The sequence below is a fragment of the Vibrio sp. M60_M70 genome (assembly GCF_037162085.1).
GTDB classification, from domain to species: domain Bacteria; phylum Pseudomonadota; class Gammaproteobacteria; order Enterobacterales; family Vibrionaceae; genus Vibrio; species Vibrio diabolicus.
In genome coordinates this window covers 2,106,966-2,119,326 of sequence record NZ_JARLUL010000001.1, presented here as the reverse complement: position 1 = coordinate 2,119,326, position 12,361 = coordinate 2,106,966, and the positions used below count along the sequence as shown (strand labels likewise).

The following is a 12,361-nucleotide window of genomic DNA, read 5'->3' as shown; positions in this document are numbered from 1 at the left end:
TACTAATGAAAGTCGCGAGATTTACTTTGTAAATTATTCAAATAGTGCGTGCAATCAATCAACTTGCCAGCAATAACGTGCGTGACTTCTCCCTCTCTTTCAAGAATGCCTTTCACCATTAATACTTTAGCGCCTAAATACGCTTGCTTTTGGGCTCGTGCTGTCGCTTGCCAAACGACCACATTAATGTTGCCAGTGTCATCTTCTAACGTAAAAAATGTCACGCCAGCGGCGGTGCCTGGAGATTGTCTTCCCGTTACCACGCCTACCACTGTGACCAATGACCTATGCGGTTTCTCTGCCAATTGCCTCATGCGGGTAAAATGAGGGAGTTTGCCCGTTTCTTCTAATAATTTAATCGGGTGGCGGCTAAGAGATAGTCCTGTGCTCGCGTAATCCTCAATTAAATTTTCATATTCAGAGGGCTGAGTTTGGTAGCTAACACCGGGTTCTTCGACCTTGTGAAACAATGGTAGGTCAGATAAGGAATCCATTGCTGCCCAGCGTGCGTTATAACGATTCCCCGATAGGATCTGAAATGCATTGGCTGAAGCCAGTAATTCAATGTCACTTCGGCTTCTTAATATCTGCTTTACTTCTTGAATCGAGCGGTAACCATTAAGTGGTTTGCGCTCAATAAGCCTTTGCGCACTTTCTGCGTTAAAGCCTTTCACCAAGCGAAAACCAAGTTGCACGCCCAGCCTGCCATTCGGACGTGAGACGAGATGATGCTGATATTTTGAGTGATTGACACACACCGGCAATACTTCGACGCCATGTCGGCGGGCATCTTGTACTAATTGCGATGGGCTATAAAACCCCATTGGTTGGCTGTTCAACAGTGCAGTGTAAAATTCTGCTGGGTAATAATATTTTAACCATGCAGAACAATATGCCAGCACTGCGAAAGACGCTGAATGGCTTTCAGGGAAGCCATACTCACCAAAGCCGCAAATCTGATCGAAAATGCGCTCAGCAAACGCTAAGTCATAACCTCTCTCTTGCATACCATTGATCAGTTTTGGCCTGAATTTAGCCAGATCGCCATTCTTTTTCCATGATGCCATTGCTCGACGGAGTTGATCGGCCTCGCCGCCGCTAAACCCAGCTGCTACCATGGCTAACTTGATTACTTGCTCTTGGAAAATTGGGACGCCCATAGTCCGCTCAAGAACGCTTTTTACTTCTTCCGATGGATAACTGACAGGCTCTTTGTGATCACGCCGTTTTAAAAAAGGATGCACCATATCACCCTGAATAGGGCCTGGACGAACAATCGCAATTTGAATCACTAAATCGTAATAACAAGCGGGCTTTAAGCGAGGGAGCATGCTCATTTGTGCACGAGATTCAATTTGGAATACGCCTATCGTGTCGGCCTTTTGAATCATGCGGTACACGTGTGGATCATCTTGTCGGCGAGTGATCTCGGAAATAGAGAGGGAGCGCTGGTGGTGTTTCTCGACCAGTTGAAAGCACTTTCTGATGGCGTTTAACATGCCGAGTGCGAGCACATCGACTTTTAATAGCTTCAAGCTTTCTAAATCGTCTTTGTCCCATTGAATGATAGTGCGATCTTCCATCGAGGCATTTTCAACAGGTACTAACTCATATAAAGGGCCAGATGAAATTACAAAACCACCCACGTGCTGAGATAAGTGGCGTGGGAAGCCAATTATCTCGTTGACCAATTGGATAAACTGCTGCCCTTTGAGAGATTCTGGTTGTAAGCCAAGTTCAATAATTTGAGCTTGCCAGCCTTGGCTGCGATCTCGGCGATTAACGTTCTTAATGAAAAAATCTAATTGGGTCTCTTCAATCCCTAGCGCTTTACCGACTTCACGCACGGCACTTTTAAAGCGATAGCTGATCACTGTTGCAGCAAGTGCTGCACGCTCACGGCCATATTTTTTGTAAATATATTGGATAACCTCTTCACGGCGCTCGTGTTCAAAGTCCACATCAATATCCGGCGGTTCCTTACGTTCTTTACTGATAAATCGTTCGAATAAGACTGCGATTTGTCGAGGGTCGACGGCGGTAATTTCCAGGCAATAGCACACCACAGAGTTTGCGGCGGAACCTCGACCTTGGTAAAGAATGCCTTGTTGTTTCGCGAACATTACGATGTCATGGATGGTAAGGAAGTAGTAGTGGTATTTCAGCTCTTGAATAAGCGCAAGTTCATTCTCGATGGTTTGATTGACTTCTGCTGGCACGCCTTCAGGAAAACGCAGCTTTTTACCACGCTCGACTAACATACGTAAGTAAGAGTCGGGTGTATAACCATCTGGGATCAGCTCGGTAGGATATTCGTATTTTAAATCGGAGAGCTTAAACTCGCATAAATCGGCGATGTAAGTACTTTCTTCCAGCCATTCTGGTTTGTAAATCCGAACCAGTTTTTTAAAAGGACGAAGCGCTCGTTCTGTATTCGAAATACGATCAAAACCGAGTTTATCGACGCTACACCCATGCTTTATAGCGGTAAGTACATGCTGTAATGGCAAGCGTTCAACATCATGCATGAGAACGCCTCCGCAGGCAGTTATAGGTAATTGAAATTCATGTGCTAACTGCTCGCAGTGCGCAATGTACTCAGTATCGTTGTTACTCAAATGGCGCTGAATCGCTACCCACAAACGATTAGCGTGGTGTTGATTGAGCCAGCGTCCCCAATAGTGGTCACTCTCTTGATGTGTGGGCAGCCACAATACCAAGCAATGTCGAATCGACATCAAATCCCATTCGAACAGTTGATAGTTGCCTTTTTCACTTCGTCTTCTTGCGTTTGTGATGATACGACACAACTCGGCATAAGCCTTGCGACAAGGGCAAAGCAGTACGATTTGGCATTCATCATTTAACCAAAACATACTTCCAACGATTTGTTTGATATCGAGTTTATGTTGTTCGATGGTCGCATGGGCTTTGACAACGCCCGCGACCGAACATTCATCAGTTATGGCTAGAGCTTGATAGCGATAGAAAGCAGCTTGGAGTACCAGTTCTTCTGCATGAGAAGCCCCAGTCAAAAAAGAGAAGTTAGACTGACAAAATAGTTCCGCGTAACTCATAATGATCCAACAAAAATAACTGTCGATTTAACAAAAATAGCCATGAAGAAACCAGTGCTTGTGCTGATCGCGAAATATCCATAACCAGCGGCCTTGCTTGGTGTGTGCAATGTAGTAATCACGCATGATCTCATCACCATCCCACCATCCAGAAACGATTCGCTCAGGTCCGTGGACCAAAGAGACTTGCTCTTGCAATGCAATGGGAGTGGGCAATTGCATTGCGGGGCGTAGTATGGATGGTATGGCGTGCTCCTTTTCATCTGGAGCATCAGCAGGGCGATATTGACTGGCCTTTTCTGGTCTAGGATCACAAGCGATGTTGGGTTTTAACACAGCACTTTTCCCCAATTTAGCTTGCAGTAAAGAGAGCAGTTCTAAAGCATTCATGTTCCCTTTTTGCCCAGCAAAGAGATCGCGTGATGCACTAAGAGGCTCACCTTGACGGACGACTTTTAACGTTAGCCCTGTGACTGGGCCATTGAGCGAGAGTGACTCTAAGCTTAAACTCGCTAACTGCTGCCAACGCTGACATAGGTAATCACCTTGCGCAGAAGTGAGTTGAAGGTGTTGCTCTTGTTTCTCACGCTGGTGGAGTGTTAAACACAGCTCAAAAGCGACCTTATCTCTTAATTTAAGAAAGGTTTCGAGTTGACGAAGTAACTTGGCCAGCGGCTTTTCAATCCACTGAACGTTTTCGAACTCAAACAGCAGTTCTAAATAAACTTGGAAGGATTCGGTCGGGTGATAAAAGTCGACAGGATGCTTAAACTGCCCAGTCAGTCGACCAACGTAGTTCACCAAATCGATATCAAAGCGTCGAGCGATGTCTTGCAACGGCAGTTCAAGTAACCCTTTTAAGGAAGTAACGCCTACGCGGTGCAGCTTTTCAACCATAGAGCTCGATAAATCGGTTAGAGGCAGAGGTAATGGGAATAACATTTGTTCGATAAGAGATTTGTCGTCACTAAGAACATTTGCTCCTGCCAATGCCATTAACTTGGCTGACAGAGGTGAAAAACCACAACCAAATTGAAAGCTTAACTGCAGTTTAGTTAAGTGAGCACTGACTTTATTCCAGTAATTGTCCAACCCTTCATATAGGGTGAGCATCGGTGTGGCACGTAGCAAAATACCTTTGTTTGGCATCAACACAACGTCAGATGTGATCAAATACAACCACTGAGCTACCTCTTGTAATTTATTTAATTCGGTTTGTGGATGATAAGGATGCACTTGTAAATCTCGACACAAGGACGCAGCACTGCCTAAGCCCATACCAGGCTTAATGCCTTGTTGTTCGGCAATCTCGTTGTATTGAATAATCTGGCAACGTTGGCTTTCGACAATCACCACGGGTTGATCTTGGTTATCACCAAAGAGTGCGTCTAGCTGTAGGCGAGGGAAGTGCAAGTAAATCCACAAAGCCATATCACTAACCTTGGTTCGCCAGTGGGAAATTGACCACAGTCGAGTGCAGAGTTTTAGATGATGGTTTCACCAGTTGCGGGTAATGGTGTTGGAAGCCGATACTAACACTACCTCTATTCCAGCCTCCTTTCCTTTTTAGTACTTCAACATTAATCCCTTGCTCGTCACCTTTCAGTTTTAAACTGAGTGACACAGGCAAAGACAAGCGGTTGATAGTCTCTGTTTTAAGCATAAAAAGAGGGCAAGTACCTTGTTCACTCGCTACCTGTAAGCGTTTCACTTGATGTATTTCAAGCTCTTCTTGCCATAACAAAACATTACGGCATACCCCACTTTTCAGACATTGCTCTGCAGCCCAAAGAGCATCTTTGGGATGAGCTGGATTAACGACCCACACTTGGTTTATATCCAAACCGATGTAGTGTAAGAACAGAGAATTCACTAACGCGGGAGGTTGAATAAATGCAGTCACACCATTGGTCTGGGTGGCTTTTAAATAAGGAGCGAGCAAACGCAATTCACCAATACTACCAATAGATTCCATCTCCACTACGCCATGAGGTGGAAAGCCTCCGCCGAGCAAATCATCTAATTCAGAAAACCCGGAACTAGTCCGCAACTGCTGAGGATCTGTTTTCGTTAAATTTGCTTGCCAAACAAGGTGCTGGCTTTTTAAGTGCTGAATAATATCGTGCATAATAAATACCTGTATATATGTACAGTATATTTCTATGGCAGAAAGTCGCAAGATTTTTATGAAGAGAGAAATGAAAAAAGGCAGCGTTTGCTGCCTTTTCAATCGATTATGTGAGGTAACCTGAATTCGTTATTTACGCTTCGGTTGAGCGTCGATGCACTGACCATTCACATCGGTAACCGCTGGATCCATTAAGTGCAAATATAGCGGCATGAGATCCAATGGCGTTTTGAGAGTATTTGCATCTTCACCCGGGTATGCTTTTTCACGCATGCGAGTACGAGTTGCACCAGGGTTAATTGCGTTAACACGGATCGGCGTATCACTCAGCTCGTCAGCCAAAACTTGCATCATGCCTTCTACGGCAAATTTAGAGATAGCGTATGGCCCCCAGAAAGCGCGACCAGAGTGGCCGACGGTCGAAGAGGTAAAGATAATACGCCCAGCTTCTGATTTACGCATCACAGGCAGTAGTGCTTGAGTCATTAACACTTCTGCTTTCACGTTGATCTGCATGATATCGTCGAAATCTTCCTCTTTGATTTGATCAAATGGACACAGCGAACTCAAGACACCTGCGTTGTGTAATAGGCCATCCAAACGACCAAACTGTCCTTCGATTGTCTCTGCCATATCAATGTAATTTTGCTTAGTTGCGCCCTTGAGATCCAGAGGAATGATAGCAGCTTGTGGGTAGCCAGCGGCTTCAATCTCATCATAGATAGATTCAAGGTTTTGCACATTTCTACCCAAGAGAATAACAGTTGCACCGTGCTCGGCATAAGAAAGCGCGGCTTGACGGCCGATGCCATTACCAGCGCCAGTAACAAGAATGACTTTACCTTTTAGAGCATCAGCTGAAACGGAGTAGTTCACGGCGATAAATCCTTATTATTGTAAGAGGGTCCATGATAGTTAATTGACGCTAAAAAACGCCTGTTTCTCAATGGAAAATCTTGGTAATCGTGACAAGATGGTTACAATACACCAATTCATGTGTTATACCAATTCCAGAACTTTCGTTAGGTATGCTATCAATCAGAACAAGTGGTTACAAACCGCGCTGCCTTCTCGCTGATGTTTCTGCGTAACATACTAACGTCATCTGAAATGAGATAAAGGAGCTCTCGTTGGAATTTTTATTAGATTATGGTCTGTTTCTGGCCAAAATTATCACGGTGGTTGCTGCGATAATTGTTCTGCTCATTATTGCAAAATCGTCTGGTGGCAAATCGGGTGCGGCGAAAGGGGAGTTAGAGATTACCAACCTTTCAGAGCAACACAAACAATCTGTTGAGCAGTTAGAACATCATTTACATGACGATGCTTTCATCAAGGCTCGAGATAAAGCCGTCAAAAAAGAAGAAAAAGAGAAGAACAAATCTCGCGAGAAAGAAATCAAACAAGCGAGCAAAGACGGTTCATTAGATAGCAAGCGTGAACCACACCTATTTGTTCTTGATTTTAACGGTAGCATAGATGCAAAAGAAGTCGCGTCTCTACGTGAAGAGATCACTGCTATTTTGGCTGTCGCACGTGAAGGTGATGAAGTATTACTTCGTTTAGAATCTGGCGGTGGTATGGTTCATGGCTACGGCCTTGCCTCTTCTCAACTGGACCGAATCAAAGCTGCGGGTCTTCCTCTGACTATCTCTGTTGACAAAGTTGCGGCAAGTGGCGGTTACATGATGGCATGTGTAGCAGATAAGATTGTTTCTGCACCATTTGCAATTGTGGGTTCTATTGGCGTTATCGCACAAATTCCTAACTTCAACAAACTGTTGAAGAAACATGACATTGAGTACGAACAACTAACCGCGGGTGAATATAAACGCACGCTAACGATGTTTGGTGAGAATACCGATAAAGCGCGCGATAAGTTTAAGCAAGAGCTTGAAGAAACACATGTCTTGTTTAAAGACTTTATTCGCGAGCGTCGTCCTAGTTTGGACCTAGACAAAGTAGCTACAGGTGAGCACTGGTTCGGTACACAAGCGAAAGAGCTTGGTTTGGTGGATGATATTAGTACATCTGATGATATCGTTGTTGCGGCATGCAAAGATAAAACCGTACTTTCTGTGCATTATGTGCAGAAGAAAAAACTGGCAGACAAGCTAGCAGGTGTCGCGGGCAAAGTTGCTGACAGTGTGATCTTAAAGTTAGCTGAGCGTGGTCAAAAACCGATTGTTTAATCGAACCTAAGATCATGACATTTGAAACGGCGAGGGTGGAAGCTCTCGCCGTTTTTGTTGAACCTTATGTTTATTGATGAATCCAATTGCGCATTAGGTGTAATGCTTTACACGACATTTTTCCTCGCTCCAAAGGGCGATTACCCGTATAATGCGCGCCTCGAAAACCGAGCAAATTGCTGAAAAGAAACTATAGGTGGAGAAGAACATGTCCTCTCAAACTCCGGTTGTAACCGTAGATGGACCTAGTGGTGCAGGTAAAGGCACTTTATGTATGTTGCTGGCGAAAAAGTTGGGTTTCCAACTCTTAGATTCTGGCGCAATTTATCGTGTACTTGCACTCGCTGCGATTCACCACGGTGTCGACACAGAGTCAGAAGACGCACTTGTCCCACTGGCAACACACCTAGACGTTCAATTTATCGCAGAGGGTGACTTAGTTAAGGTCGTTCTAGAAGGCGAAGATGTGTCAGGGGAGCTTCGCAAAGAAGAAACGGGTATGGCAGCATCTAAAGTTGCGGCTCTGCCACGTGTTCGTGAAGCATTATTACGTCGTCAGCGTGCATTTGAGGCCGCTCCGGGCCTAGTGGCTGATGGTCGTGATATGGGCACAATTGTATTCCCAAGTGCACAAGCGAAAATCTTCCTTGATGCGAGCGCAGAAGAGCGTGCAAATCGACGCCTTAAACAGTTGCAAGAGAAAGGGTTAGATGTTAAATTTGCTGACCTTTTAAGCGAGATCCAAGAGCGTGACGACCGAGATCGTAACCGCCCAGTGGCGCCACTACGCCCTGCTGAGGATGCGCTTGTGCTAGATTCTACGTCGATGACTATCGACGAAGTAGTAGAAAAGGCACTACAATATATCGAATCGAAGCTAGCTGAGTAATGATACTCGGCTAGACTAAGAGCGTTGGTCGCAAGGATGATGACTGGCGAATTTAATAACCCCATGCGGTAGGATACCCGTGGACGTTTAATTTATTGAAGATTAACTAAATGACTGAATCTTTTGCTCAACTCTTTGAAGAGTTTCTAAACGAAACAGAATTCCAACAAGGCAGCATCGTTAAAGGTACTGTAGTAGCTATCGAGAACGGTTTCGTTCTTGTTGACGCTGGTCTTAAGTCTGAATCTGCTATCCCTGCTGAACAGTTCAAGAACGCTGCTGGCGAACTTGAAGTTGAAGTTGGCGCTGAAGTAGACGTAGCTCTAGACGCTGTTGAAGATGGTTTCGGTGAAACTCAACTTTCTCGTGAGAAAGCTAAGCGTCACGAAGCTTGGATCGTACTTGAGAAAGCTTACGAAGAAGCTGAAACTGTTGTTGGTATCATCAACGGTAAAGTTAAAGGCGGTTTCACTGTTGAACTAAACGGTATCCGTGCTTTCCTTCCTGGCTCTCTAGTAGACGTACGTCCAATCCGCGACACTGCTCACCTAGAAAACAAAGAGCTAGAGTTCAAAGTTATCAAACTTGACCAAAAACGTAACAACGTAGTTGTTTCACGTCGTGCTGTTATCGAATCTGAAAACAGCGTTGAGCGTGACGAGCTTCTAGAAACTCTACAAGAAGGTTCTGAAGTTAAAGGTATCGTTAAGAACCTTACTGACTACGGTGCGTTCGTTGACCTAGGTGGCGTTGACGGTCTTCTACATATCACTGATATGGCTTGGAAGCGCGTTAAGCACCCATCTGAAATCGTTAATGTTGGTGACGAGATCCAAGTTAAAGTTCTTAAGTTCGACCGTGAGCGTACTCGCGTATCACTAGGTCTTAAGCAACTAGGCGAAGATCCATGGGTAGCAATCGCTAAGCGTTACCCAGAAGGTCACAAACTAACTGGTCGCGTAACTAACCTAACTGACTACGGCTGCTTCGTTGAAATCGAAGAAGGCGTTGAAGGTCTAGTTCACGTTTCAGAAATGGATTGGACTAACAAGAACATCCACCCTTCTAAAGTTGTTAATGTTGGCGACGAAGTTGAGGTTATGGTTCTTGAAATCGACGAAGAACGTCGTCGTATCTCTCTAGGTCTGAAACAGTGTAAAGCTAACCCATGGCAGTCATTCGCTGAAGCACAAGCTAAAGGCGACAAAGTTACTGGTAAGATCAAGTCTATCACTGACTTCGGTATCTTCATCGGTCTAGAAGGCGGCATCGACGGTCTAGTTCACCTATCTGACATTTCTTGGAATGTTGCTGGCGAAGAAGCTGTACGTGAGTACAAGAAAGGCGACGAGATCTCTGCAGTTGTTCTAGCAGTAGACGCTGAGCGTGAGCGCATCTCTCTAGGCATCAAGCAAATGGAAAACGACCCATTCAATGCTTACGTTGCTGACAACAAGAAAGGTGTTCTAGTTAACGCTACTGTAACTGCTGTTGACGCTAAAGGCGCTACTGTTGAAATCGCAGAAGGCGTTGAAGGTTACATCCGTGCTTCTGAAGTATCTCGCGATCGCGTAGAAGATGCTTCTCTAATCCTAAGCGCTGGTGATGTTGTTGAAGCTAAGTTCACAGGTGTAGACCGTAAGAACCGCGTAATCAACCTATCTATCAAAGCTAAAGACGAAGCTGACGAGCAAGAAGCAATGGCATCTATCAACAAGCAAGATGACAATGCATTCGGTAACGCAATGGCTGACGCTTTCAAAGCTGCTAAAGGCGAATAATATACTCGCTTAAGCAAAAAAGGAGCCGCAAGGCTCCTTTTTTATATTTGAGCATATTTAAGTAGTAATACTAATGACGGTAAACTATCTTAATAAAAGGCATTTCTTCATTGCGCATTTTGCATAAAATTTGTCTAGAATTGTCAGCAAGTGTTTGTTGGAATTAGTATTACTTACTATAATAAGTGATAAAGATACTCAAAGAGGGCAACTATGACTAAGTCTGAACTGATTGAAAGACTCTGCGCTGAGCAAACACACTTATCAGCGAAAGAGGTAGAGGATGCTGTAAAAGATATTTTAGAGCACATGGCCTCTACGCTAGAGAGCGGTGACCGTATCGAGATCCGCGGCTTTGGTAGTTTTTCTCTTCATTACCGCGAGCCTCGCGTAGGTCGTAACCCTAAAACGGGCGATAAAGTGGAATTGGAAGGTAAATACGTTCCACATTTCAAACCTGGTAAAGAGCTTCGTGAGCGTGTAAATATTGGCTAACGCACTCTTATTAGTTTGAAAAAAGCGGCATACGTTTGTGTATGCCGCTTTTTTGTAATGTATCCAAGCAGTTTACGAAGCGAGCTGTTGATTCTGGCTGTTTTCTTTGCAGCTTTCTACACCCAAGTAACTTTAACTTCTAGGCGTGTCTACAAACTAAGCATCTTGAGGTTACTTGGGTATAGATTATTGCTAATATACGTAGTCTGAAGAAGCATTTTCCTGCATAATCTTACCGACTTACTCCTAGAAGGGTGATGTAAATGAAAATTATAAAAATCGTTGCTGTTTTAGCTCTCTTTTTAATTGCATTGGCGTTAGGTTCCCAAAACCAAGAGCTCGTGACTTTTAACTATCTTCTAGCCAAAGGAGAGTTCCACTTATCTACACTATTAGGTGTGGTATTTGTGGTTGGCTTTGCTTTAGCGTGGGTTATCTTTGGTAGTATCCAGCTGAAAACTCAGCTACAAGTTCGTCGTTTAAAGAAAAAACTGAAAAAGTACGAACCTACAGATGCAAACAAACCTGCTGATAAGCCAGCCATCGAAAAACAGGCATAAGGATAAGGCTTAACTTTAATGCTTGAACTACTCTTCTTGTTGTTGCCTATAGCTGCTGCGTATGGCTGGTATATGGGGCATCGCAGCGCTCAGCAAGACAAGCAGAAGCAATCTCATCAAATCTCTCGTCAGTATATGACGGGTCTTAATCTGCTGCTCTCTGACCAATCAGATAAGGCTGTCGATCACTTTATTGAATTGCTCCAAGTTGATAACGAGACCATCGATACTCACCTTGCGTTGGGTAACCTATTCCGGTCTCGTGGCGAAGTCGACCGTGCAATCCGAATTCACCAAAATCTCATTTCTCGCTCTGGCTTAACACTGGATCAAAAGAATCTCGCACTTCAACAGTTGGCGAAAGATTACATGGTCTCTGGTTTTCTCGATCGTGCAGAGAAAATCTTCGAACAGTTAGTCGAAGAGCCAGATTACAAAGAAGCGGCCCTTCAGCAATTGGTAACCATTTACCAACAAACACGTGAATGGGAAAAAGCAATTTATTACGCCAATCAATTGGCTAAGTTGGGTAATAAACGCTCCAGAATGCGTGCGAATATTGCTCATTTTTGGTGTGAAATTGCCATGCTCGACCAAGCCGATGGTAATACTAATAAGGCAATACAGCACTTTAAAAAAGCCCTAGCAGAAGACCCAAAGTGTGTTCGAGCGAGTATTGCTTTGGGACGAATTTATCTAGAGTCTGAAGATTATAAACACACGATAAAATACCTGACGGGTGTGCTTGAGCAAGACAAAGACTTTATCAGCGATGTCTTACCAACCATTGCAGAGTGCTACCATCATTTGGGCCAGGAAGATGAACTTGTAGAATTTCTGCGAGCTTGTATTGATAAGAAAGCAGGCGTATCAGCCGAGTTAATGTTGGCTCAGTTGGTTGCTCACCACGAGAACGTCGGGGCTGCACAAGAGCTGCTGACCAAACAGCTGCTGAAAAATCCAACCATGAAGGGCTTTTATCGATTAATTGACTACCACATTGCTGAAGCAGAAGACGGTCGCGCGAAGGACAGTCTATCGACGCTACAAGCGATGGTGGGTGAACAGTTAAAAGTGAAACCACACTACCGATGCCGGAAGTGTGGGTTTTCTACTCATTCCCTTTATTGGCACTGCCCGTCCTGTAAAGGGTGGGGGACGATCAAGCCAATCCGCGGATTGGATGGTGAATAATTTTAATGCAGCTGACAGAGTTTCTGTCCGCTGCATTTTTTTAAC

The 12,361-nt window shown here is 44.4% G+C and carries 10 protein-coding genes; 6 read left to right on the top strand and 4 right to left on the bottom strand.

Annotated features, from left to right (window positions below; all coding sequences use genetic code 11):
* Nucleotides 1-2: 2 nt before the first annotated feature.
* The 4 genes from P4S59_RS09730 to P4S59_RS09715 form a co-directional block, all read right to left on the bottom strand.
* Nucleotides 3-3,077 carry an error-prone DNA polymerase gene (locus tag P4S59_RS09730; RefSeq protein ID WP_182033171.1) on the bottom strand — a complete coding sequence of 1,025 codons (3,075 nt, stop codon included), beginning with the start codon at nucleotides 3,075-3,077 and terminating at the stop codon, nucleotides 3-5.
* 27 nt (nucleotides 3,078-3,104) lie between these two features.
* Complete coding sequence (locus P4S59_RS09725) at nucleotides 3,105-4,508, bottom strand: Y-family DNA polymerase (RefSeq protein WP_337168319.1); 1,404 nt, start codon at nucleotides 4,506-4,508, stop codon at nucleotides 3,105-3,107.
* Between the two features lie 4 nt (nucleotides 4,509-4,512).
* Nucleotides 4,513-5,205 carry a translesion DNA synthesis-associated protein ImuA gene (gene imuA, locus P4S59_RS09720; RefSeq protein ID WP_337168318.1) on the bottom strand — a complete coding sequence of 231 codons (693 nt, stop codon included), beginning with the start codon at nucleotides 5,203-5,205 and terminating at the stop codon, nucleotides 4,513-4,515.
* A 129-nt stretch (nucleotides 5,206-5,334) separates the two neighbouring features.
* Nucleotides 5,335-6,081: a YciK family oxidoreductase gene (locus P4S59_RS09715; protein WP_006743161.1), complete on the bottom strand. Its 747-nt coding sequence runs from the start codon at nucleotides 6,079-6,081 to the stop codon at nucleotides 5,335-5,337.
* Nucleotides 6,082-6,335: 254 nt separating this feature from the next.
* Between P4S59_RS09715 and sohB the strand changes: the two genes are divergently transcribed.
* From sohB to lapB, 6 genes are all read left to right on the top strand, one after another.
* Complete coding sequence (gene sohB / locus P4S59_RS09710; protein ID WP_337168317.1) at nucleotides 6,336-7,397, top strand: protease SohB; 1,062 nt, start codon at nucleotides 6,336-6,338, stop codon at nucleotides 7,395-7,397.
* Nucleotides 7,398-7,605: 208 nt separating this feature from the next.
* Nucleotides 7,606-8,286, top strand: coding sequence for a (d)CMP kinase (cmk, locus tag P4S59_RS09705; protein ID WP_005397113.1), 681 nt, complete (start codon nucleotides 7,606-7,608; stop codon nucleotides 8,284-8,286).
* Nucleotides 8,287-8,396: 110 nt separating this feature from the next.
* Nucleotides 8,397-10,067 (top strand): 30S ribosomal protein S1, encoded by a 1,671-nt coding sequence (gene rpsA, locus P4S59_RS09700; RefSeq protein ID WP_005385817.1) that lies wholly within the window; start codon nucleotides 8,397-8,399, stop codon nucleotides 10,065-10,067.
* Nucleotides 10,068-10,280: 213 nt separating this feature from the next.
* Complete coding sequence (ihfB, locus tag P4S59_RS09695) at nucleotides 10,281-10,562, top strand: integration host factor subunit beta (RefSeq protein ID WP_005385816.1); 282 nt, start codon at nucleotides 10,281-10,283, stop codon at nucleotides 10,560-10,562.
* Between the two features lie 263 nt (nucleotides 10,563-10,825).
* Nucleotides 10,826-11,122 (top strand): LapA family protein, encoded by a 297-nt coding sequence (locus tag P4S59_RS09690; protein WP_005397112.1) that lies wholly within the window; start codon nucleotides 10,826-10,828, stop codon nucleotides 11,120-11,122.
* A gap of 18 nt (nucleotides 11,123-11,140) precedes the next feature.
* The gene (lapB, locus tag P4S59_RS09685) at nucleotides 11,141-12,316 is read left to right on the top strand and encodes a lipopolysaccharide assembly protein LapB (RefSeq protein ID WP_005376665.1); all 1,176 of its coding nucleotides are present in this window, start codon (nucleotides 11,141-11,143) and stop codon (nucleotides 12,314-12,316) included.
* Nucleotides 12,317-12,361 lie beyond the last annotated feature (45 nt).

Coding starts and splice junctions, on each gene's coding strand:
- P4S59_RS09730 (WP_182033171.1), bottom strand. CDS start 3,077: ATGAGTTACGCGGAACTATTTTGTCAGTCTAACTTCTCTTTTTTGACT.
- P4S59_RS09725 (WP_337168319.1), bottom strand. CDS start 4,508: ATGGCTTTGTGGATTTACTTGCACTTCCCTCGCCTACAGCTAGACGCA.
- imuA (WP_337168318.1), bottom strand. CDS start 5,205: ATGCACGATATTATTCAGCACTTAAAAAGCCAGCACCTTGTTTGGCAA.
- cmk (WP_005397113.1), top strand. CDS start 7,606: ATGTCCTCTCAAACTCCGGTTGTAACCGTAGATGGACCTAGTGGTGCA.
- rpsA (WP_005385817.1), top strand. CDS start 8,397: ATGACTGAATCTTTTGCTCAACTCTTTGAAGAGTTTCTAAACGAAACA.
- ihfB (WP_005385816.1), top strand. CDS start 10,281: ATGACTAAGTCTGAACTGATTGAAAGACTCTGCGCTGAGCAAACACAC.
- P4S59_RS09690 (WP_005397112.1), top strand. CDS start 10,826: ATGAAAATTATAAAAATCGTTGCTGTTTTAGCTCTCTTTTTAATTGCA.
- lapB (WP_005376665.1), top strand. CDS start 11,141: ATGCTTGAACTACTCTTCTTGTTGTTGCCTATAGCTGCTGCGTATGGC.